This window comes from Gilliamella sp. X-57 (genome assembly GCF_057063565.1).
On the sequence record NZ_JBXSQI010000022.1, the window covers coordinates 23,138 to 44,713 of the forward strand.

At 36.1% G+C, this 21,576-nt stretch carries 20 protein-coding genes, 1 tRNA gene, 2 pseudogenes, 1 riboswitch and 1 other annotated feature; of the genes and pseudogenes, 13 read left to right on the forward strand and 10 right to left on the reverse strand.

Annotation, left to right across the window (positions count from 1 at the left end):
* Positions 1-3: 3 nt before the first annotated feature.
* Complete coding sequence (gene hisG, locus ACYIAL_RS10415; protein WP_065587293.1) at positions 4-903, reverse strand: ATP phosphoribosyltransferase; 900 nt, start codon at positions 901-903, stop codon at positions 4-6.
* Between the two features lie 38 nt (positions 904-941).
* Positions 942-1,066 (reverse strand) — a sequence feature (His leader region).
* Positions 1,067-1,233: 167 nt separating this feature from the next.
* Positions 1,234-1,626: an AsnC family transcriptional regulator gene (locus tag ACYIAL_RS10420; RefSeq protein WP_483751629.1), complete on the reverse strand. Its 393-nt coding sequence runs from the start codon at positions 1,624-1,626 to the stop codon at positions 1,234-1,236.
* Between the two features lie 118 nt (positions 1,627-1,744).
* On the opposite strand from ACYIAL_RS10420, the gene ACYIAL_RS10425 reads away from it, so the two are divergent.
* Positions 1,745-2,308 (forward strand): cysteine hydrolase family protein, encoded by a 564-nt coding sequence (locus ACYIAL_RS10425; RefSeq protein WP_483751630.1) that lies wholly within the window; start codon positions 1,745-1,747, stop codon positions 2,306-2,308.
* Positions 2,309-2,426: 118 nt separating this feature from the next.
* Here the strand turns inward: ACYIAL_RS10425 and ACYIAL_RS10430 are convergent.
* The 3 genes and pseudogenes from ACYIAL_RS10430 to ACYIAL_RS10440 form a co-directional block, all read right to left on the reverse strand.
* Positions 2,427-2,742 (reverse strand): annotated as a pseudogene (locus tag ACYIAL_RS10430) (transposase); the annotation flags it as partial.
* The gene (locus ACYIAL_RS10435; protein ID WP_483751651.1) at positions 2,664-2,969 is read right to left on the reverse strand and encodes a hypothetical protein; all 306 of its coding nucleotides are present in this window, start codon (positions 2,967-2,969) and stop codon (positions 2,664-2,666) included. The gene ACYIAL_RS10435 and the pseudogene ACYIAL_RS10430, both read right to left, overlap by 79 nt.
* 116 nt (positions 2,970-3,085) lie before the next feature.
* Positions 3,086-3,226: a transposase gene (locus ACYIAL_RS10440; RefSeq protein ID WP_483751631.1), complete on the reverse strand. Its 141-nt coding sequence runs from the start codon at positions 3,224-3,226 to the stop codon at positions 3,086-3,088.
* 307 nt (positions 3,227-3,533) lie between these two features.
* Between ACYIAL_RS10440 and ACYIAL_RS10445 the strand changes: the two are divergent.
* Positions 3,534-4,463 (forward strand): annotated as a pseudogene (locus ACYIAL_RS10445) (RHS repeat-associated core domain-containing protein); the annotation flags it as partial.
* A gap of 565 nt (positions 4,464-5,028) precedes the next feature.
* Here the strand turns inward: ACYIAL_RS10445 and ACYIAL_RS10450 are convergent.
* Positions 5,029-5,196, reverse strand: coding sequence for a hypothetical protein (locus ACYIAL_RS10450; RefSeq protein ID WP_483751632.1), 168 nt, complete (start codon positions 5,194-5,196; stop codon positions 5,029-5,031).
* Positions 5,197-5,252: 56 nt separating this feature from the next.
* Between ACYIAL_RS10450 and ACYIAL_RS10455 the strand changes: the two genes are divergently transcribed.
* Positions 5,253-5,735, forward strand: coding sequence for a hypothetical protein (locus ACYIAL_RS10455; protein WP_483751633.1), 483 nt, complete (start codon positions 5,253-5,255; stop codon positions 5,733-5,735).
* A gap of 386 nt (positions 5,736-6,121) precedes the next feature.
* Here ACYIAL_RS10455 and fabB read toward each other — a convergent pair whose 3' ends face one another.
* The gene (fabB, locus tag ACYIAL_RS10460; RefSeq protein ID WP_174797173.1) at positions 6,122-7,333 is read right to left on the reverse strand and encodes a beta-ketoacyl-ACP synthase I; all 1,212 of its coding nucleotides are present in this window, start codon (positions 7,331-7,333) and stop codon (positions 6,122-6,124) included.
* Between the two features lie 281 nt (positions 7,334-7,614).
* Between fabB and ACYIAL_RS10465 the strand changes: the two genes are divergently transcribed.
* Both ACYIAL_RS10465 and ACYIAL_RS10470 read left to right on the forward strand, forming a co-directional pair.
* Entirely contained in the window at positions 7,615-8,880 is a 1,266-nt protein-coding gene (locus ACYIAL_RS10465; RefSeq protein WP_483751634.1) for a putative DNA modification/repair radical SAM protein, read from the forward strand.
* A gap of 3 nt (positions 8,881-8,883) precedes the next feature.
* A complete protein-coding gene (locus ACYIAL_RS10470; protein WP_483751635.1) occupies positions 8,884-9,699 on the forward strand; it encodes a TIGR03915 family putative DNA repair protein in 816 nt (271 codons plus the stop codon).
* Positions 9,700-9,818: 119 nt separating this feature from the next.
* Here the strand turns inward: ACYIAL_RS10470 and ACYIAL_RS10475 are convergent, their stop codons facing one another.
* Positions 9,819-10,577 (reverse strand): MlaA family lipoprotein, encoded by a 759-nt coding sequence (locus tag ACYIAL_RS10475; RefSeq protein WP_174797170.1) that lies wholly within the window; start codon positions 10,575-10,577, stop codon positions 9,819-9,821.
* Positions 10,578-10,703: 126 nt separating this feature from the next.
* Between ACYIAL_RS10475 and ACYIAL_RS10480 the strand changes: the two genes are divergently transcribed.
* From ACYIAL_RS10480 to dinB, 7 genes are all read left to right on the forward strand, one after another.
* Positions 10,704-10,775, forward strand: a tRNA-Arg gene (locus ACYIAL_RS10480).
* A gap of 426 nt (positions 10,776-11,201) precedes the next feature.
* The gene (locus ACYIAL_RS10485) at positions 11,202-11,705 is read left to right on the forward strand and encodes a hypothetical protein (RefSeq protein ID WP_483751636.1); all 504 of its coding nucleotides are present in this window, start codon (positions 11,202-11,204) and stop codon (positions 11,703-11,705) included.
* Positions 11,706-11,771: 66 nt separating this feature from the next.
* Positions 11,772-11,978 (forward strand): hypothetical protein, encoded by a 207-nt coding sequence (locus tag ACYIAL_RS10490; RefSeq protein ID WP_483751637.1) that lies wholly within the window; start codon positions 11,772-11,774, stop codon positions 11,976-11,978.
* Between the two features lie 193 nt (positions 11,979-12,171).
* Positions 12,172-12,280: riboswitch (TPP riboswitch) on the forward strand.
* Positions 12,281-12,319: 39 nt separating this feature from the next.
* Positions 12,320-13,315, forward strand: coding sequence for a thiamine ABC transporter substrate binding subunit (gene thiB, locus ACYIAL_RS10495; protein WP_483751638.1), 996 nt, complete (start codon positions 12,320-12,322; stop codon positions 13,313-13,315).
* A 14-nt stretch (positions 13,316-13,329) separates the two neighbouring features.
* A complete protein-coding gene (thiP, locus tag ACYIAL_RS10500) occupies positions 13,330-14,907 on the forward strand; it encodes a thiamine/thiamine pyrophosphate ABC transporter permease (RefSeq protein ID WP_483751639.1) in 1,578 nt (525 codons plus the stop codon).
* Positions 14,885-15,586, forward strand: a complete 702-nt coding sequence (gene thiQ, locus ACYIAL_RS10505; RefSeq protein ID WP_174797165.1) for a thiamine ABC transporter ATP-binding protein ThiQ — start codon at positions 14,885-14,887, stop codon at positions 15,584-15,586. The genes thiP and thiQ overlap by 23 nt, the downstream gene beginning before the upstream one ends.
* Positions 15,587-16,182: 596 nt before the next feature.
* The gene (dinB, locus tag ACYIAL_RS10510) at positions 16,183-17,238 is read left to right on the forward strand and encodes a DNA polymerase IV (RefSeq protein WP_483751640.1); all 1,056 of its coding nucleotides are present in this window, start codon (positions 16,183-16,185) and stop codon (positions 17,236-17,238) included.
* Positions 17,239-17,316: 78 nt separating this feature from the next.
* Here the strand turns inward: dinB and ACYIAL_RS10515 are convergent, their stop codons facing one another.
* The gene (locus ACYIAL_RS10515; RefSeq protein ID WP_483751641.1) at positions 17,317-18,756 is read right to left on the reverse strand and encodes a 6-phospho-beta-glucosidase; all 1,440 of its coding nucleotides are present in this window, start codon (positions 18,754-18,756) and stop codon (positions 17,317-17,319) included.
* Between the two features lie 13 nt (positions 18,757-18,769).
* Positions 18,770-20,659 (reverse strand): glucose PTS transporter subunit IIA, encoded by a 1,890-nt coding sequence (locus ACYIAL_RS10520; protein WP_483751642.1) that lies wholly within the window; start codon positions 20,657-20,659, stop codon positions 18,770-18,772.
* Between the two features lie 176 nt (positions 20,660-20,835).
* Between ACYIAL_RS10520 and ACYIAL_RS10525 the strand changes: the two genes are divergently transcribed.
* Entirely contained in the window at positions 20,836-21,540 is a 705-nt protein-coding gene (locus tag ACYIAL_RS10525) for a GntR family transcriptional regulator (RefSeq protein ID WP_483751643.1), read from the forward strand.
* Positions 21,541-21,576: the final 36 nt, after the last annotated feature.

The window sequence follows — 21,576 nt, forward strand, 5'->3', positions numbered from 1 at the left end:
TTATTACTCCATCATTTTTTCAATTGGTAAGACCAGAATTGAGCTGGCGCCTAATGCTTTTAGTTTTTCCATAGTTTCCCAAAAGAGTGATTCACTGCTCACCATATGTAGCGCCACACGATTTTGTTCACCAGTTAAAGGTAAAATAGTTGGATTTTCTGCCCCTGGAAGCAGGGCAACTACATCTTCTAAAACGGCGGTTGGGGCGTGTAGCATAATATATTTGGATCCACGTGCTTGAATGACACCTTGAATTCGAGTCATGATTTTATCAATCAGCTCTTGTTTTACTGGTGGCATTTCGCCTTGGCGCTGGATTAAACAGGCTTTTGATTTATAGATAACTTCGATCTCTTTAAGACCGTTTGCTTCAAGTGTTGCGCCACTTGAAACCAAATCACAAATCACATCGGCAAGTCCTGCGCGCGGTGCAACTTCGACCGAACCATTAAGCAAGCAGGTTTTAAAGGTAACATTATATTGTGCCAGATAACGGCGTAGCAGGTGAGGATAGGTGGTGGCAATACGTAGGTCATTCAAACATTCAGGACCTGTATAAACAAAATCACGAGGCGCGGCTATCGATAAACGACAACCACCAAAATCTAAACTGCGTAATTTTTTGAATTGTGGATTTTCGCCTTCGGCTTGCCGGTCTAATACTTCTTCTTCTAATACATTCTCGCCGACAATCCCAATATCGACAACGCCATCAATCACCAGACCGGGAATGTCATCATCTCGAACTCGCAAGATATCGATGGGCATATTTTCGGCAAAAGCAATTAACCGTTGTTCTTGCAGATTAATCTTAATGCCACATTGGGCAAGTAACTTTTTTGACTCATCACTTAAACGACCTGATTTTTGCATCGCAATGCGTAAACGCGAATTATCCAACATATCTTTCTCCAAAGTTATCTAAAAATTTATAAACCACAAACAAAAAACCCTCGGAAGTTTGATCTTCCGAGGGTTCTCTGCTTGCTTTTGCGATATCACCGGAAGATCAACGTCTTCCAGCACCAATCGCCCGAAGACTATTCAGGAATGATGGTGATGATGATGTTTAGTCACAAAAACGCAAAAACAAATCATAAAATAAAAACCTTTAACTGAGTTAATAATTAAATCTATTGAACAAAATATAACAGAAATTGCCTACTCGCAACTGTTTTTTGTTTTTATATAAAAAATAGTAAACAAGTTTAGATGTAAATCTTTAAAATAGAGTTATCTAATCATTTTTGACTGATGACTAACCTTATAACGGCAATAGAGCTCAAGTTTGTCTAAAAAATGTGGTAAGTTTTGGTCTGTAAATTCACTTTTTATAAAATAACACCCATCGCCTGTGATTTTATAAAATTCGATGATTTCTTTAAACGACATGACCATGTTTTCGAACGAGGTGAATTGATTTGAATTCATATAAATCGTAATAAACTGAAGCTGATTTGTTTTTTCTTTAATAGTAAATTTTTCAATAATATGATTATTATACAATTCTTGAACTCGCTGTCCAACAGCCTGTCCTGACAAATATACTTTTTCGCCAATTTCTTTCCATGATTGACGACTATTTTTTTTAAGTTCATCTAAAATAGTGCGATCTTTTTTATCCATACTTGTTCATCTTTTTCATATTGAAAGTAGGTAAGTAATAATACTTTCAATTCGTTATGTAACAGATAGCGTAATTATCGCATAATTATCAACTCAAACATAATTTAAGGACAAAACAATGAAACAAGGGTTAATAATTATCGACGTACAAAATGACTATTTTCCAACGGGTAAATTTACTTTAAACAATACAGAATTAACTTTACAAAATACCTTAAAACTACAAAAACACTTTAGATCACAACAATTACCGATCTTTTATATTCAGCATATAAAGTCTGATCCTCATGCGAATTTTTTTGCTAACGGAAGTTTAGGCGCTGAAATTCATCCAAGTTTGTTACCGCTTGGTAACTTGCATGAGTATCTTGTCAAAAAAACATTCCCTAATAGTTTTTATCAAACTGAGCTACAAAAAAAATTACAACAAGAACAGATCCAACAGATTGTTATTTGTGGAATGATGAGCCATATGTGTGTTGACTCAACAACACGTCACGCATCCGAACTAGGTTATCAACCGATATTAATCCATGATGCTTGTACAACTTGTGATCTCGAATTTGATGGTAAAACGATTCCATCCCAAGTAGTACATAACAGCTTTATGTCTGCCTTAACCAATTTTGCATCGGTTGTAAGTTGTGAAATGTTCGTTCAAACCAAACAGACTGTTTTATAAATTATTGCATTGTAATTAAAAGATTATGGGTAATGAACACCCACAAGGCAAATAGCCTTATAACTAGACAATTTGGACGTCTAATTTATGTGTAAATACTCCAAACTTAGTACAAAATTCAAGTAGAAAATAATATTACTTGTTTTAGTGTTTTATACTCAATCGGCGTCATATTATTTAGTGCTTCATGCGGTCTTTCGGTGTTATAGCTGGTTAGCCATTCTTCGGTTACTTTTCTTACTTGTTCCAGATTATTAAATAAATATAAATCTAATACTTCTGTACGATAGGTGCGATTAAATCGTTCAATATACCCGTTTTGATAAGGGCTACCGGGCTCTAATATAATCAATGGCTATATTATGTAACTTTGGCCAATAAGTGAACGTATTTTCAGTGAATTCCGGTCCATTATCCACTCGTATTTTGAGTGGATATAGCCGAGCTTTCTGATGCGATTAAAACATTGGGGAAAGCCCCAGCGTAAATGCTTGTCAGTCATCGTACTGAGTACCGATATAATCGCCGAATCATCCGATAACTTAGGTTGATAATAGTAAGCACAGCGACTTAAGCCAACAATTGCGCAGCTCATGGCAATAGTAACAGAATGACTTTCTTGCAATTGCACTGCCCAAGCTTTACGTGCCTTTGTGGGCACTAAAGCTTTTTTATGATTTCCTCCTGAAGCTGAGTTTTTAAACTGAGCTGTGCAAACATCTGTTTAAGCTTACGATTTTCAGCTTCCAGTTCCTTTAAACGTTTAATATCAAAGATTTACATACCAACGTATTTTTCTCGCCATTTATAAAAAGTCGAGTTGCACATGCCATATTTACGACAAAGTTCTTTAACGGGAGTACCAGCCTCAGCTTTTTTTAATATCGATACGATTTGGTGCTCTGTCATCTTTTTCATGTTTCAATCCTCTTTTAATTTTATCATAGAGAATTTTCTACTTTTTTGCTGTACTATTTTAGGGGGTAGTTACAATTTTACGCTCCTTAAAAAAATAAAATTAATATTTTTTATCCGTAAAAAACTATTTTGCTATTTATTTAGCATTAAGAAAAGCCGAAAACTCAGCCCGACTAAAAAGAAATTTTATACTAAAACGCATAGTTACCTGAAAGTTTTTGACAAAAATTTCAACTCTTATTGTTTCCTTGCGATAGAAGACCACACCGTCCCGTAAAACCAAGGCTTTCAAGGGCAGTATTTTGACGAAGACAAAGGTAGGTACATCACCCAAGATCCGCTTGATATTTTAAGTGATATCAATCTATATCGATATGTGGGTAATAATCCTATTAGCGGAATAGAGCTATTAGGATTGGATTTTATAGAACTTAGAACAGGTATAATGCCTCCAACAACAGAAACTTCCATATCTCCAGTTTTAACATATTCGTCAAAATATAATGGAGTAACCGTAAAAATCGTTGTTAAACAAGGCACATTTTCTAAACTACAAGAAATAGGTATTGCAGCAAATTCTGCGGCAGCAAAAGTGTTTCCTACTATGTCGATTAAAACTGGAAAATGGATGAAAACAAATACACGTTTTAAAGTTGAAGGCGGACAAATGACAACCCAACTTGGACAAGGTAAAGGCATAGAAATTTTTAATGAAAATATTGTTCATTTTGAAAAAGAAAATAAAGGTAAAAATATGCTATTAAAGTTAGAAAATTCAAAAGTACCAATGAAAATGGTCTTTTTATTATCAGAGGAATTAAAAAATAATCCTGAAAGGGTCGCTTTGACACAAGCATTAACGTTAGACAAATCAAAACCAACAATGGGGCTTAAAGGTATCAATGGTCTTTTTGGTTCAAAAGAGTGGTGGAATAGTATTGAGCAAGGGAGAATCCCTTTATTATTTATTTCGGGAATAATTAAAAAAGCTTATGTAGCAGGACAAGATCCCTCAAATTTTAATAATACAGTTGATTTATTACTTGAAGATGGAACAATTCAATCTGTTGGTATTTATACAAATAAAAGAGTAGATTCCAAGCTATTTAAAATCGGCTATAGCGCAAGTATCGTTTATGCATTAGATGAAATGAAATTACAACCTGATTTTGATGGCAAAATAAATCGCTCTAAAACAGCTTTAGAAATGGCAGTTTCATTAGAGCCTGTAGAATAAGTTCCAATTTTAATTGTAGATAGATTGTATTTAACATATCAAATCAGCAAAGCAAGCTTAATAATTGATTTGCTTTGCTAGATTTTAATCATTATTGTATCGACTAACAGTAAAACTGAATACCTCTAGCCATCTAATGTTAGTGTTAATTTTATGATAAATTCTAACAAGTTAACTATGACCGCTTTGGTAATCTGATTGCCGAAAAACGCGGGAAAACACACAGCCTAGTCACCCATTATCAATATGACTGCCGGTACCGGTTAATCAACGTGATTAAGCCGGCAGGGCTAATTATCACCTACACTCATGATGCCTTTGATCGGCGTACTAGCAAAACGGTGGACAATAAAACCTCCGAATTTTTTTATTCGTCTCATCCATGAGACTCCCCTTGTAGAGCCAACGCTAAGGCGTTGTTCAAATTTGTTCTAGGCAAATTTGTGGCAAGGTAGCCAGCTTATTGCCGAAACCGATAATAATAGCCACTGGCAAACGTATCTTTACGAGCCAGTTTCCTAACATCTGTTAGCCCTTGCCCATGACAATGCCCAGCAAGATAATATCAAACTCTACTGGTACCAAAACGACCATCGCCCTCACCAGCAACATGGGTGCCCCCTCTATGAATGCCTGTATAATGCCTATGGGCAGATAATAAACGAAACCTACCATCAAGATTTAAAGTTGAAGGTGGGCAAATGACAACCCAACTTGCACAAGGCAGAAGCATAGAAATTTTTAATGAAAATATTGTTCATTTTGAAAAAGTAAAATTAAAGGTAAAATATGCTATTAAAGTTAGAAAATTCAAAAATATCAATGAAATTAGTTTATCTCTTATCTGAAGAGTTAAAGGCTAAACCTGAACAAATTACATTGACACAATCACTTACTCTTGATAAATCAAAACTATACATGGGATTAAAAGGTACCTATGGCCTTTTTGGAACCCAAGAATGGTGGGATAGCATTAACCAACGTCGAATGCCTTTACAGTATGTAACTGGAGTAATAACTAGAACTTACGTGGCAGGTCAAGATCCATCATCATTTGATAATAGTTTTAGTTTATTGTTAAACGATGGCTCTACGTGTGAAGAAAGCATTTATGATTATATTGGAAAAGAAGATAAGAAACTTTTTCAAATAGGTTCTAAAGTTGAAATTGTCTATGCTCATGATGAATTGAAAAGAAAAGGCAGTAATGGAGAAAAGTCTTACTTAGATATAGTATTAGAAATGGCAGTTTCGTTAGAGCCTGTAGAATAAAGTTCCAATTTTAATTTATAAGAATATTATTTAACATATCAAATTGGCAGTGCAAGTTTAATAATTAACCTAATTGCTGAAAGAATCATTAAAAAATATAGTTTAGTGCCTCACTTTATCTTCTGGACTTTGCCAAAAAATGCCCATCCGTGTGATTTTTATCGATCAGGGATTATTCAACAATGAGGCTAGCCCGAGCAGATTTTTAAATATCCGCAAAACGAACGTACTAAGCTGTTTTGAGTAAGGTGCTATAACCTTTAATATGGTTATTGCTGTTTTTAGGTGCTCTTTTTGTCAGTGGTAAGTTAGTCAGTGGCGTTGTTTTGTCAATAAAAACCGTTCATTACAGAACGGCTTTTTATGAATATCGTTAAATTTACTTATTAACCCTTGTATTTTTTCATAACAATTGAGGCATTTGTACCACCAAAACCAAAGCTATTTGACATGACTGTGGTAAGTTCACGCTCGGTTGGTTCGGTAATAATGTTCATGCCAATTGCTGCATCATCAAGTTCATCAATATTAATGCTTGGTGTAATAAAACCATGTTCTAACATTAATAATGAATAAATAAGCTCTTGTGCACCAGTTGCACTTAATGAGTGACCTGTCATTGATTTGGTTGATGAAATCGCTGGAATGTTATCACCAAATACTTGTTTGATTGCCCATAACTCTTTGACATCACCCACTGGGGTTGATGTGCCGTGGGTGTTGATGTAATCAACCGGAACATCTAAATCTTGAATAGCAAGTTGCATACAACGCATGGCACCTTCGCCTGATGGGGCAACCATATCATGCCCATCTGATGTTGCACCATAGCCAACAAGTTCACCATAAATATGAGCACCGCGCGCAAGGGCATGTTCTAATTCTTCAACAACAACCATGCCCGCACCACCTGCAATAACAAAACCATCACGATTTTTATCATAAGCGCGTGATGCTTTTTCTGGGTTGTCGTTATATTTGGTTGATAAAGCACCCATGGCGTCGAATTCGCATGACATTTCCCAGCACAGTTCTTCACCACCACCGGCAAAAACGATATCTTGCTTGCCAAGTTGAATCAGTTCTGCAGCGTGACCAATACAGTGAACTGATGTTGCACAAGCAGATGTCATTGAATAGCTAATCCCTTTGATTTTAAATGGGGTTGCTAAACAAGCCGAAATCGCCGATGACATTGATTTGGTTACAGCATAAGGACCAACACCACGTAGGCCTTTTTCTTTCATGCCAGCAACGACATTGTATTGTGTTTTGGTTGAGCCACCATAACCAGCAATTAAACCAGTGCGAGGGTTAGAGACTTGTTCTGGAGTCAATTTTGCGTCTTCAATGGCTTGTTGTAAAGCTAGATAACCATAAATAGAAGCATCATTCATGAAGCGAACAACTTTGCGATCAATCAGCCCTGTCGTGTCGAGCTTGACATTCCCGCATACATGGCTACGCATTCCGCTATCTTTCATTTCTTGGGAAAAGGTAATACCGCTACGACCGATTTTTAGTGATTCTAAAACTTCTTTAGTATTATTCCCAATACTTGAAAGAATTCCTAACCCTGTAATAACAACACGTTTCATTTACTATTTAGCTCCTAAGTTATCTGGCTTCATACAAAAAAGTGCGTTGATTATAGCGTACACTTGTAAGCTGAACAATACCTTGCCGTGTTTTTTATTTTGATCTTCTGATATTGATTTGATTATTTATATAAATAAAGCAATTAAATCAATTATAACCTTATAAAAAGTTGCTAAAAGTGGTATCGATGATCGTTGTTTTAGTCTGTAATATTTGCTTGCAAAGCTTTATATGATTGCTGTAAACTGTATAAATAAACAGTGTTTTTGGTGAGTTAAATATGTCCGAAAAAATGATAACCAAACTTGAGATATTAGCCGAATCAGCAAAATATGATATTTCTTGTTCGTCAAGTGGTGCATCAAGAAGTAATAAAGCTAAAGGTATCGGTAATGCACATAAATCTGGTATTTGCCATACCTTTACTGCCGATGGAAGATGTGTTTCGTTACTTAAAATTATGCTGACAAATTATTGCATGTTTGATTGCGCTTATTGTATTAACCGACAAAGTAATGATATTCCAAGAGCAGGCTTTACCCCGCGTGAGTTGGCTAATTTGACCATTGAATTTTATCGCCGTAATTATATCGAAGGCTTATTTATCAGTTCGGGGATTGTGAGAAGTCCAGATCATACTATGGAAAGAATGATTAGAGTGGTAAAAATTTTGCGTAATGAACATGGCTTTAATGGCTATATACATATGAAAGCGATCCCCGGTGCGAGTAATGATCTAATTAATCAAGCTGGCTTATTAGTTGATAGGATGAGTGTTAATTTAGAAATTCCAACCGAAGAAAACCTTAAATTACTTGCGCCTGATAAAGATCATCAAAGTATCTATCAACCTATGCGCCAAATTCATCAAAATGTGTTAGAAAATATTGAAGATCGCAAAAAATTTCGATCCACACCCAAATTTGTACCTGCAGGGCAAAGTACTCAAGTTATTATTGGTGCGACAGATGAGTCGGATAAGCAAATTTTGCAATTAACCTCCAAACTTTATAAGCGACCAAGTATGAAGCGAGTTTATTATTCGGGATTTATTCCGGTAAATGGCTACGACAGACGGCTGCCTGTTGTGCAAGAAGTACCAAGAGTGCGTGAAAACCGTTTATATCAAGCCGATTGGTTATTGCGTTTTTATGATTTTAATGTCGATGAAATCGTTAACGATCAATATCCAGATCTGGATTTAACGGTCGATCCCAAATTGGCTTGGGCAATCCGCAATCCGCAGTTTTTTCCGGTTGATGTTAATCGTGATAGTTATCAAAAAATATTACGAGTGCCAGGCATTGGAGTTAAGTCTGCCAAGTTAATTGTGATGGCAAGGCGTCATCGAAAGCTTACTCTTGACGCGCTTAAACGCATTGGCGTTGTTTTAAAACGTGCACAATTTTTTGTTGTTTGTCATGAGATGAGAAAATTCAAATTACTCAATTCATCGGCCGAATATATCCGACTTACGTTGCAAGATCGGCCTTTGCTAGAAGATAAACAGACAAATATTCCACAGCAATTAGTGATGGGTTGGTAAAACATGTTAGCGTTTTATTATGATAAGAGCTTTGAAAGCTTGCTTTGTGCTGTGTTTGATGCTTTTAAATTCAAAAAAATGCCTGAATGCTTATTAACCACAGGGCAGGTCGAACCGTTGTTAGTGTCTGATAGGCATCATGTCGAATTTTGCGATGTAAAATATGAACGAGTACGCGTAGCATTAATTAACAAGATTAGCAAAGTTGCGCTTCGTCATTTGATGTATGTTTGGCTATCGGAATTGCCTGAAAGTGATTTAATCGTTTTTCGTTACATTTGTAAGGTATTTAAATCATCTAAATCAATCGAAACAGATTTTGCCGATCAAGATGTGTTAACTGTGCATGATATTGCTAAAAAAGTGAGCCGAGAACGGCATCGTGTGATGCAATTTGTACGCTTTAATGCGATTAACAACCCGCTTAAAGATGTTGTTGAGCGTAACGATAGGGATGATAAAATTTATTTTTCGATTATTGCACCTATTTATAATGTTTTGCCGTTGGTGCTTAACTTTTTTAAAGAGCGCTTTGCTGATCAAAAATGGGCAATATATGACGAAAAGCGTGAATATGGTTATATTTATAATTTACACAGTATTGAACCAGTTTCGCTTATTAATAAAGAAGATTTGATTATCAACAGCCAAGTTAATCAACATTATCTAACCGAAGACGAAGCATTATTTCAAACCATGTGGTTACGCTATTGCAATGCGTTAACCATCAAAGAACGCATCAATCCTAAATTACAACGGCAACAAATGCCAAGCCGATTTTGGCATTATCTGCCAGAAATGAAACCAATATTGAAATAGATAGGCAAATAAAAGTGACTAATTAGCGTCATCATAAATAAAAGACCATAAATAAACCGCCAATTAATGGCGGTTTATTTATTAGCTCGATTTAACACAACAGCATAATTTAATTAAAGCTATTGTGAATCGATATCATTAATAACATCATTAATCGATTCTTCACGTTGCTTTTGCTTGCTTTCGTCCACTTTACCACCCGATGCTACAAAGTCATTACGTTGGAAGTAAGCGTTACGCATAAAGTTATAAGGGTCATCGCTATTTTTAATTAAATCTTCATACTCAATCGCCACTGCACGCGCTTCAATACCGTCAAATGCACCACGCACTAACGCCCACTGCCAATCTAACCAAACAAGCGGTGGATAAAGAGAGTCAACTACGCTACCACCTTCGTTTCTTAACGTTGCTGAACCATAAAACGGTAGCACAACATAAGGACCATAAGGCACTTCGTAATGACCTAAAACATCACCAAAACTCCGTTTGCCACCTTTTTGTAATTGAGGATCTGACATGCTAGCAACATCCATCAAACCCGCAAAACCGAAAACGGTATTTAAAAAGAATCGTGCTAAATGCGTGCCAGCTTTATGAACATCGCCTTGTAATAAGTTGTTCACCATTGAAGCGGGTTCAGAAAGGTTAGAGGAAAAGTTAACCACACCTGTACGAACAGGGGAAGGGACGTAATCTTTCCAAGCGACTGCCGTAGGACGCAAAATATAAGGATCAAGCGCATAGTAGTTAACATTAAACATGGTTTTGTTAAAGCCAGATAACGGATCACTATAGGAATTGTTTTCGGACTGATAAGAGGCGCAACCTGTGAGCGCCATTACCGAAAACATCATACCAACTATTCGTTTTTTCATAGTATCTTTGATTAAAAGTAATAAGGTTAAAGATGATGCGATTGTATCATGATTACTAAAAATAGAAAATTTTTCGTTATTTAAATGGCATTATCTTTTCAAATTTATTAGAATAAGTACTCCAATGACCTCATAGTTAAATGGATATAACAAGCCCCTCCTAAGGGCTAGTTGCAGGTTCGATTCCTGCTGGGGTCAAGATTAGTTAGAAGTGCACAATTAATTTTTATATATTGGTTTATAATGAGTTTTGATAAGTTGGATTAAAAACAATAAAGTCAAAATTCTACTCAACTATTTCTTAGTGGTTAAATTTACGCATTACTAAAAAATCTAAAATCCAGCTAACCCTTTTTTTATCAATAAATAAAAATAAATAAAAATAAATAAAAACAATAAATTAAAAGCAAGCTATAAAAAAGGGGTTTGTAAAACAAAAATCCTATTTGCCTTTTGCGAAATGGGATTATAGTATATTGGCTTCACCTCCGTGTAGGCGGTTTAAGACCAGTTTTTACACTTTACTCGTTTATATCCTCGAAGTTATCCCTCAAATTATTATTGAAATCATTCTCAAAAATCCTATTGGCGTTGATTCTGTTATTATTGCCGTATTAATGGAATTTGCAGGCATTAACCAGTAAAAATGTCCGAGTGGTTAATCGTAGTGATGCAATAATATTACCACCATCACCTATTATCAAATTTGTCAGACCTAACCTGAATTACGGCAAAAATACACAAGTTGGACCTGCTGACATATTGCATCCAAACAAAGGATTTTTTACGCAATCAGTCAACCCTGAATCATACGCCCTCAATTTTCCGACCACGGGAGCTAATGGATTATATTTTGATTTAGACATAGAGGGGATTGATCCAATTGAATTGACATGGGAGCTAGTTACGCATGAGGGGATCACCGCTACTGTGACAAGGAAAACAACCAGTAGTTATTGGGATAGTTGGCTTGATGGTTCAGAAGATGTGGCGCGAGTTACCTTAACTGGTCCTAAACCAAACGACGATGACTATGACGTTCGGCACAGCCACCATCTAACTTATTCAGATCTAATTTATAAGCCAAATTTACCACAGACATTCGAGTTAGTGGGTAGAGATAGATAGGGTAATGAAGTCGTAACATATGGATTTGTATTACAGAAGTGGTTCTTGATCCGTAGCACCTCGGTAATGGTAGGAGTTGATGGGACTCCTACCCATACCGATTGGTGTGATGATTTAGACTATCGACTTCCGCAAGTAAAAGACCTCAGCAATGGGGTTTGTCGTAATAAAGCTCTAGATGAAGATGATTGTAATGGTGTCGTCGGGGCTACGCCGTCATCAAGGGTAATCATTACCAGAGCCGATAACAGGCAATTGAGCTCAAATTATTGATAGATTTAGAAGCAAATTTATACTGGTTTGTTTTTAAGCATTTAGAATGGTAAGGTGATTGGTTGTTTGAGAACAAAAAAATAATATAAAATCAATAAACTAATGGATGGTTTTTTTTAGGCTATTACCGATCTTTATCATTTTCGTTATTTACAGTTGTTTACAATCCTTATTCCAACCACTACACTAGCCCATGTTCTCAACGGGGTGCCCAGTAGGGCTGAGAATGTTAGATAGACTAACGTAACCCGTCGAACCTGAACTGGATCATGCCAGCGGAGGGATTTGAGTTATTGTACTTGCTCAAACCTTTTGTCTTTTTTGGCTATTTTGGAGGCAAAATGTTTTGTAAAAAATTGTTATTATTTTTGGTCTTTTCTATTCCTTTCATGGCAAATGCTGCTGATGTAAAGCCTACCTTAACGGTTTATAGTTATAACTCTTTTATTTCAGAGTGGGGGCCTGGGCAAGAGATTGAAAAGGGGTTTGAAGCGCAGTGCGATTGCCAACTTGAAATTGTTGCATTAGGCGATGGCGTAGCGGTTTTAAATCGAATTCGCCTTGAGGGCGATAGAACCAATGCCGATGTGATCTTAGGGTTAGACAATAACCTTTTAGATCAAGCCAAACAGGCGGGTATTGTTATTCCTCATCAAATTAGCAAGCCTAATAATTTAAATACCGATTGGTGGGATAATGATTTTATGCCTTATGATTTTGGCTATTTTGCATTTATTTATAATCAACAAAAAATCAATCATCCACCACGGAGTATGCACGAGCTAGTTGATAATCAAGCCAACTGGAATATTATTTATGAAGATCCAAGAACCAGCACCCCAGGGTTAGGTTTATTATTTTGGGTGAAGAAGATATACGGTAATGATGCAGCATCTGCTTGGCAAAAAATAGCTAACAATACTGTGACTGTGACCAAAGGTTGGAGCGAATCTTATGGTTTATTTTTGAAAGGTGAGGCCGATTTTGTGCTTAGTTATAGCACTTCACCTGTTGCGCATATTATGAATGATAATGATCATCGTTATGCTGCGGCTATTTTTGATGAAGGCCATTACCGCCAAGTCGAAGTTGCGGGCATCACTAAGTACAGTCAGCAACCAGAGCTTGCACGTTCATTTTTGCGATATTTATTAACTCCTGAGGTACAGCGCCAATTTGCTGAAAAAAATTTCATGTATCCGATTATTAACATTCCATTACCCGAAGCTTTTCAGCAAATTAAGCCAGTCAATAAAGCGCTTGAGTTTGATGCCAAGCAAGTTGAACAGAATCAAAAAGCGTGGGTACGTGAATGGAAATCCACTATTAGTAAGTAGTTTTATTTAGCCTAATGTTGAAATTAAGAACATTACTTCCTGGTTTTAGCGCTGCAAGCTTCATCTTAATTGTATTAGGCACAGCGCTATGTGCACTTTGCTTGGTCGCTATCGAGTCTAATAATTTAACTGTCTATTTTGATAGTTATTTAATGCATTTGATTTGGATAACAGTATTTCAAGCAACGCTATCGACATTATTATCTATTTTATCGGCAATAGTAATGGCGAAAGCTTTATCAATGGTTAATTTTTGGGGTAAACGGTTATTGTTACGCATAATGCCTGTTACCTTTATTTTACCCACACTCGTTGTTGTAACGGGGCTGCTGTCTGTTTATGGGAAACATGGCTTATTGGCTGAGGTTTTCGATTATTTGGGATTGCCATTTATTACCTCTATTTATGGCTTGAAAGGTATATTACTTGCGCATGTGTTTCTTAATTTTCCGTATGCTTGTTGTTTATTTTACCAAACGTTAAATAACGTACCTGTCGCACACAAACAGTTAGCGACGCAGTTAAATTTTTCGAGTTTTACTTATTTTAAATTGGTTGAATGGCCACTACTACGTCGGCAATTGTTCCCGATGGCATCGCTTATTTTTATGCTTTGTTTTTCAAGTTTTGCCATAGTATTAACGCTTGGAGGTGGACCAAAATATTCCACAATTGAAGTGGCTATTTATCAATCTATTCGTGAGTTTGATTTGATGCAAGCTGTATTTTTAGCCTGTTTGCAGTTAGTTTGTTGCGTTAGTTTTATGCGATTGATGCAAAAAACAAATTATAATAAAAGACTTAGTGTGAACTACGTTAGGCAAAATTATTGTGTGCCAGTTTCGTTTCACTTAGTGTTGTTGAGTATGGTAATTATTGTTATTGGTGGGCTATTTATTGTTTTACCCATCATTACGATACTTATTGAAGGGATTTATTTTTTTAAGTGGTCATTTTTAACGGCCACTTTTCAACATGCTGTTATGTTTTCGGTATTAATTGCTTTGGGATCGGCAATGATTGCTATGCTACTTGCTTTATTATTACTTTATACCAACAGCCGCCTATTGATTAATCAGCAAACACAGTGGAGCAATCGATTAATGTTGGTTGGATCGCTGATTTTAATTATTCCAAGTATGGCACTAGCGTCAGGTATGTTTTTAATGTTATTTCCGTACGCGTATAGTTCTGTGCTTGTGTGTGGCTTAATTATGTTGTGTAATGGTTTTATGGCATTGCCCTTTTTATTAAAAAATCTTGCAGCGCCAATGTATGATGTGACATCACGTTACTGGCAATTAAGTCAATCACTAAATATTGATGGTTTGTTGCATTTTTATTTGATCGAATACAAAGCGCTAAAAAAATTAATCATTCAGAGCTTTGCTTTTTCAGCCATATTATCGTTAGGTGATTTTGGTATTATTGCGTTATTTGGTGGGCAGTCAGTCATTACGTTACCCTACTATTTATATGAGCAAATATCGCATTATTATTATCAAGAAAGTACCGTAACTGCTGCATTATTGTTAATATTATCTTTTAGTTTGTTGGTTGTGATAGATTATGATCGAACTGAATCACATTAATTATCAATATGATAATTTTAAAGTACATTTTGATATTGAGATAGCAGCAAAAGAACGCGTCGTTATTGTTGGGCCTAGTGGTGCAGGTAAAAGTACTTTATTAAATTTAATTGCTGGATTTATTCATCCAAAATCGGGCGATATCATTCTTAATAAACAATACGCAAATAACTTACTTCCTGGCAAACGCCCTGTATCAATGTTGTTTCAAGATAACAATTTATTTAGTCACTTAACCGTTGAACAAAACATCGCTTTAGGGCTTAAACCATCATTAAAGTTAACGGTAACTGAGCAACAGACTATTTGTGACATTTTAATTCAGGTGGGACTGGATGGATTTGGCAAACGATATCCAGAACAGTTATCAGGTGGGCAACGGCAGCGAGTGGCACTTGCGCGTTGTTTAATTCAACATCGGCCTATTTTATTATTGGATGAGCCTTTTTCAGCGCTTGATCAAGCTCTACGTTATGAAATGTTAGCATTAGTTAATCAAATTTGTGATAAATTTAGTTTAACCTTAATGATGGTATCGCATTATCTTGATGATTCGCTCAGTTATTTTTCGCGTTGTTTGGTCGTGGATAATGGGCAGATTGTTTTTAACGGGATGCCAACAGAGTTAAAACAACCAGAAAATAATCGCATTGCGAAAATATTGGGTTTTAATTTTTAATAAAAAGTGAGATTTAAACACTAAATAAAGCGCTTTGTCTATTCGTCTGTAATGCTTTAAAAAACACCGATTAATCGAAGAAATCATGATTTAATTTGCAGACATGTTTATTAATACTGAGTTATTAATAGTTTTGATCTTTAAATTAAAAAGCTTAAAGTATAAGATTTTATTACCCTCTTAAACGTATATGATTTGCAATTGCCAATAATAACAACGATTAATATTTACACAAAATATAAAGTACCATTTAAAACGATATATATGATGCCATTTATGCTTTGCAATCACCAACATGGGTGGCAACGCATCCGAATCATTATTAACATTATGTGGATCGCAAATTTAGTACGCAAGATTTGATTTACATGTGGTCTGATTTAGCGGGGTTAAGAGATAACTTATATGTTTCTGAAAAAGCATTGTTAATCCTAATTTTCATCAATCAACGCGTTCGATTGGTGACCCTTATGATAAAAATGGTTTAATTGATTTCGATAAATTGACTAAGTAACCGCAAAGATTATTTACACAATAGTTTAAGTTATGATATTGTATATTTATACAGTTGTATTTTAAGTGTTGTAAAACCGTTTATGCGAAAAATTATTCATGTGGATATGGATTGTTTTTATGCCGCCGTTGAAATGAGAGACAATCCCCGTTATCGCAATCTGCCTATTGCGGTGGGGGGCGATCCGCGTAAACGCGGTGTGGTTGCTACTGCCAATTATTTAGCTCGTCAATATGGTATACACAGTGCTATGTCAATGGCACAAGCTATTAAACTGTGCCCTAATCTTAAAATTATACCCGGTAGGCATGCGGTATATAAAGAAGTGTCAAAACAGATCCACCAAATTTTTAGGCGCTATACTGACTCTATTGAGGCACTATCGCTCGACGAGGCTTACCTTGATGTGACCGATTGCAAGCTTTGTTATGGTTCGGCTACCTTGATTGCTCAAGATATCCGTCACGCTATTTACAACGAACTTGAATTAACGGCATCAGCAGGTGTTGCTCCACTTAAGTTTCTTGCCAAGATAGCTTCAGATATGAACAAACCTAATGGCCAATATGTGATAACTCCCGATGAAGTAGACGGCTTTATTGAGGGGCTTCCCTTAAAAAAAATTCCGGGAGTGGGTAAAGTCACTGAAAAAAAACTAGCACAATTAGGGCTATTTACATGTAATGATGTCGTTAATTATGATGTTTCTAAATTACTCACTCAATTTGGTAAGTTTGGGCGAATATTATATGAAAGATGTCAAGGTATTGATGAGCGCGAAGTGTGTAACGACAGGCAACGTAAATCGGTTGGGGTAGAGCGCACCTTAACTGACGATATTCATAGTTGGGATGAGTGTTTATTGCAGTTTGACCCATTATTTGAAGAGATAGAAAAACGGTTAAGTAAAGTGCGTGCTGATTTGTCGATCGCTCGGCAGGGTGTCAAATTTAAGTTTGACGATTTTCAGCTGACAACACAAGAACATGTATGGTCTAAATTAGATAAAGCCGATTTGATTGAACAAGCGCATAAAGTTTGGTTAGAACGACGTAATGGTCGTGGTGTTCGGTTAATTGGTTTTCATGTAACGTTAATTGATCCACAAGTTGAAAAACAGTTAATTTTTCCGTTTTAGGTCTTTTTTGTCATAAAAAAAGAGGATGTAGACAAAACTTGAACGCATCCTCTTAATAAAATTTCTGTTAACTGATAATTATGATTTTAAACTTGCACCGTTGGTGCTAATCACTTGTTTATACCACTCAAATGAATCTTTTTTATAACGCTTCATGCTACCGTTACCAGCATTGTCACGGTCAACATAAATCACGCCATAACGTTTTTTCATTTCACCAGTAGTGAATGATACGACATCAATAATCCCCCATGCTGTATAGCCAATCACATCAACGCCATCATAATCCATGGCGGTTTGCATAGCTTTAATGTGTGCACCTAGATATTCAATACGTGGTTTGTCGTGCACTTGATTGCCATTTTCAAGTTCATCAATTGCACCAAAACCATTTTCCACAATAAACAGTGGTAATTGATAACGATCATACAAACGATTGAGTGTATAACGTAAACCTTCAGGGTCAATTGGCCAGCCCCAATCACTGCTTTTGATATAAGGATTTTCAACCGCATTAGGTAGTGCACCGTTAACGATATTATCGCGATTGTCATTTTTGGCATCCGCTTTTACAACTGTTGACATATAGTAGCTAAAACCAATGTAATCAACGGTGCCTTGTTTTAAGTAAGTCAGATCTTCATCGGTGATATCTAGCTTATAGCCTTCACGTTCAAACTCTTTTAAAGCATAAGCAGGGTAATAACCACGAACGTGAACATCAGGGAAGAAGAAGCGTTGATGCATAGCAATTTCTGATGCCATCATATCTTCAGGGTTACAAGAATATGGATAAATTGGCACATGTGACACCATACAACCAATTTGAAAATCTGGATTGATTTTTTTACCAGCAATCACTGCCTTAGCACTGGCTAATAGTTCATAGTGAGCAACTTGGTACAGGACTTCTTGCGGATTTTCGCCCGGTTTAACTTGTACGCCCGAGTTAGTCCAAAAGAAAATAGGGTTACTGGTATCCATTTGATTGTTGATTTCGTTAAATGTCATCCAGTATTTGACTTTATTTTTATAACGCTCAAAACATGCAGTGGCAAACCGTTCAAAAAATTCGACTGTTTTACGGTTTCTAAAACCACCATACTGGCGAGCAATGTGTAGTGGCATTTCAAAATGCGATAAGGTGATAACAGGTTCAATGCCATGAGCAATTAATTCATCAAAAACGTTATCATAAAAGCGAAGTCCTTCTTCGTTTGGTTTAAGCTCATCACCTTTTGGAAAAATTCGAGTCCAGGCGATCGAGGTACGTAAACATTTAAGACCTAATTCGGCAAATAGTTTGATATCGTCTTTATAATGATGATAAAAATCAATTGCAGTATGATTTGGATAAAATTTACCTGCTTCGATATCTTGGGTGATTTGTCTTGCAACGCCATGCGCGCCCGCAGTCATAACATCAACCACGCTTGGTCCTTTACCGCCTTCGTTCCAGCCACCTTCAAATTGGTGAGCGGCTAAAGCACCGCCCCATAAAAATGGTTTTTTAGTCATTTTTGATTCCTTGTTATTGCTTAATTTTAAATATGATATCATCAACTGTTACTTCTGTTTTATCGGTTAATGAAATGAATTGGTATTGATCGGTATTAACAATAATAATTGGGGTAATTAACGGGTAGCCAGCTTGCTTGATTGCCTCAGGATTGAAGCTGATGAGCAAATCACCTTTTTTCACTTTTTGGTGTAATTCAACGTGATATGCAAACTCATTATTGGTTAAATTAACCGTATCAATCCCCACATGAATGAGTAACTCAACGCCGTTATCTAATGTTAACCCAATGGCATGTTTAGAATTTTCAAATACCGCAGTTACCTCGGCAGCAAAAGGCGCATAAACGTGATTATCAGTAGGTTCAATTGCAATTCCTTCACCCATAAGTTTTTGTGAAAAAGCAGGATCGGGCACTTCACTTAATGGTAAAGCATGACCTGTCATTGGGCTTGTAATGTCAACTTCATCAAGAAGAATTTTAGGGTTATCATCTTCGATATTGATATTTTCTTGGTTATTAACTGTATCTTGTAAGGTTTCGCCTGTGCCCAGAATTTGGATTAAAACTACCGGTCCAAAAAAAGCAATAAGCGCACCAATTAAGACACCCATAAATGAATCTGGATTATTAGGACTAATCGCATTGACGATAGTTAAAGGACCTGGCAAACCTGCATAAGCGACATAGTGAGGAGCAACAAATCCAGCCACAATACCACCACAAGCAGCTGAGATACAACCATAAATAAATGGCTTTTTAAAACGTAAGTTAACGCCATAAATAGCAGGTTCGGTAATACCAAATAAGCCAGTGATAAAAGCGGATAACGAAATGCCTTTCATCTCTTGTGTTTTGGTTTTTAAATAAAAACCAAATGCTGCCCCGACTTGACCAATAACGGCAATAGTTTGAAACGCTTGGAAAGAGTCTTGACCATACTGTTTAAAGTTTTCAACGATAACAGGTGTGATCCCCCAATGCACGCCAAAAATAACAAAAACTTGCCACACGGCTCCGATAATCCCACCAGCTATTGAAGGTGCTAGACTGACAAACCAATTATAGCCATTGGCAATGTATTGTGCTCCATTTGCGGTTAATGGACCAACAACAAGTAATGTTAAAGGTACCATAATGACAAGACTAAACAATGGCAATAGAACCGGTTTTATAATGCTGTGTAGGCGAGGTTCTAAAAAGCGCTCTAAATAAGAGAGTAACCAAACTAAAAACAGTGGTGGTAAAACGGTTGAGGCATAGGTGGTTTTCGATAGCGCAATGCCAAATAGATCAATTTCTTGCCCCTCGCTTATTAGTTTTGCAAACTCAGCCCATGTCGGCGATAGCAGTGCTGCACAGCAAGCAACTGCGATATAAAGATTGCAACGGAAATGCTGTGAAGCGGTAATAGCAATAAAAATAGGCAAAAAGACAAAAGGTGCCCAAGAGATGAAATTGAATACCTCAAAGGTGCCTGTTTTTTCTAATTCAGGGCATGCCAATTTAAGTAAAATCAAGATGCCTTGCAAAATCCCAGATGCCGCTAAAATATAAACAAAAGGGGCAAATACGGCAGACATGGTTGCAATGATGCGATTTAATATGTTGCTATCATTTCCTGCTTCAACTTTATTGTCAATATTAACTAGTTGAGTAAAAGCGTTATAAACTTTATCGACATGCGTACCAATAACCACTTGGATTTGACCACCTTTTTCAACAACGGTAATCACACCCGGCAATTTAGCAATGTTCTCTTTTGCGTGCTCTGGTGTATGTTGGGTAACCAGACGGAGACGCGTTGCACAGCGAGAAACGGTGACAATATTCTTTTCACCGCCTAATTCATTTAAAATATCAACGGCTAGTTTGTTATAATCTCTAATTTTTGATGACATCCATAATACTCCTAAAAGCAATTTAGTAAGGTTATCTTATAGACAATTTCAAAATTGTTAATGACCAATTATATTGTTTGTGATCTAGATCGACTTTTTATATCATTTAATTTAAAAGTTAACCTAATCTGTATAAAATAATAGTTAAATTACTTATTCAATAAAAATATATATAAATGATTAAATATCAAGATGTTGCCCAAAAAATTAAACAGATGATTTATCAGCAGCAATTAGCTAAAGGCACTCAACTTGCCAATATTGAGGGGTTGATTAATCAGTATCAGGTGAGCCGTAGCACAATTATTAAAGCGCTCAATTGTCTGGAACGACAAGGCGTTATTTATCAAGTGCAAGGCAGTGGCATTTTTGTTCGTGAACGCAAAAAAAGAGGCTACCTCAATTTTTTACAAAGTCATGGTTTTACCGTTGATTTAGAAGATGTTTATGGCTCATCGACAGTTTTTAATGTTGATATTATCAAGCCCTGTTCCAAAGTGAAAGAGAATCTGCAATGTGATGATCAGGAAGAAGTTTATTTTATTAAACGACTACGTTACGTTGAAGGTAAATTATATGGTTTAGAGCAATCGTATTATCGCAAAAAGTTAATTTGTTATTTAAATAAAGAGATCGTTGAAAATTCAATTTTTAATTATATTCAAGAAAATTATAATATTAATATTGGCTTTTCTGATAAGTATATGCAAGTGATAAAGCTTGATGCTGAAATGGCGCAATATTTAGGACTGCAAGCCGGTGAGCCAGCACTTTGTGTTGAAGAAATATTTTATACTTCATCAGGTGAACCTTTTGATTTTTCAAAAATCATTTATCATTATGAACATGCAAGATTTTGTATACAAAATCACTCAAAGTAAGCTTGAGTGATGAGTTATTAGGAAGATGAATAAGAA

What these genes read in the sequence shown, in the direction of transcription:
- hisG (WP_065587293.1), bottom strand. Translation starts at nt 903, where the DNA reads ATGTTGGATAATTCGCGTTTACGCATTGCGATGCAAAAATCAGGTCGT.
- ACYIAL_RS10420 (WP_483751629.1), bottom strand. Translation starts at nt 1,626, where the DNA reads ATGGATAAAAAAGATCGCACTATTTTAGATGAACTTAAAAAAAATAGT.
- ACYIAL_RS10425 (WP_483751630.1), top strand. Translation starts at nt 1,745, where the DNA reads ATGAAACAAGGGTTAATAATTATCGACGTACAAAATGACTATTTTCCA.
- ACYIAL_RS10440 (WP_483751631.1), bottom strand. Translation starts at nt 3,226, where the DNA reads ATGAAAAAGATGACAGAGCACCAAATCGTATCGATATTAAAAAAAGCT.
- ACYIAL_RS10450 (WP_483751632.1), bottom strand. Translation starts at nt 5,196, where the DNA reads ATGCTTCTGCCTTGTGCAAGTTGGGTTGTCATTTGCCCACCTTCAACT.
- ACYIAL_RS10455 (WP_483751633.1), top strand. Translation starts at nt 5,253, where the DNA reads ATGCTATTAAAGTTAGAAAATTCAAAAATATCAATGAAATTAGTTTAT.
- fabB (WP_174797173.1), bottom strand. Translation starts at nt 7,333, where the DNA reads ATGAAACGTGTTGTTATTACAGGGTTAGGAATTCTTTCAAGTATTGGG.
- ACYIAL_RS10465 (WP_483751634.1), top strand. Translation starts at nt 7,615, where the DNA reads ATGTCCGAAAAAATGATAACCAAACTTGAGATATTAGCCGAATCAGCA.
- ACYIAL_RS10470 (WP_483751635.1), top strand. Translation starts at nt 8,884, where the DNA reads ATGTTAGCGTTTTATTATGATAAGAGCTTTGAAAGCTTGCTTTGTGCT.
- ACYIAL_RS10475 (WP_174797170.1), bottom strand. Translation starts at nt 10,577, where the DNA reads ATGAAAAAACGAATAGTTGGTATGATGTTTTCGGTAATGGCGCTCACA.
- ACYIAL_RS10490 (WP_483751637.1), top strand. Translation starts at nt 11,772, where the DNA reads ATGGTAGGAGTTGATGGGACTCCTACCCATACCGATTGGTGTGATGAT.
- thiB (WP_483751638.1), top strand. Translation starts at nt 12,320, where the DNA reads ATGTTTTGTAAAAAATTGTTATTATTTTTGGTCTTTTCTATTCCTTTC.
- thiP (WP_483751639.1), top strand. Translation starts at nt 13,330, where the DNA reads ATGTTGAAATTAAGAACATTACTTCCTGGTTTTAGCGCTGCAAGCTTC.
- thiQ (WP_174797165.1), top strand. Translation starts at nt 14,885, where the DNA reads ATGATCGAACTGAATCACATTAATTATCAATATGATAATTTTAAAGTA.
- dinB (WP_483751640.1), top strand. Translation starts at nt 16,183, where the DNA reads ATGCGAAAAATTATTCATGTGGATATGGATTGTTTTTATGCCGCCGTT.
- ACYIAL_RS10515 (WP_483751641.1), bottom strand. Translation starts at nt 18,756, where the DNA reads ATGACTAAAAAACCATTTTTATGGGGCGGTGCTTTAGCCGCTCACCAA.
- ACYIAL_RS10520 (WP_483751642.1), bottom strand. Translation starts at nt 20,659, where the DNA reads ATGTCATCAAAAATTAGAGATTATAACAAACTAGCCGTTGATATTTTA.
- ACYIAL_RS10525 (WP_483751643.1), top strand. Translation starts at nt 20,836, where the DNA reads ATGATTAAATATCAAGATGTTGCCCAAAAAATTAAACAGATGATTTAT.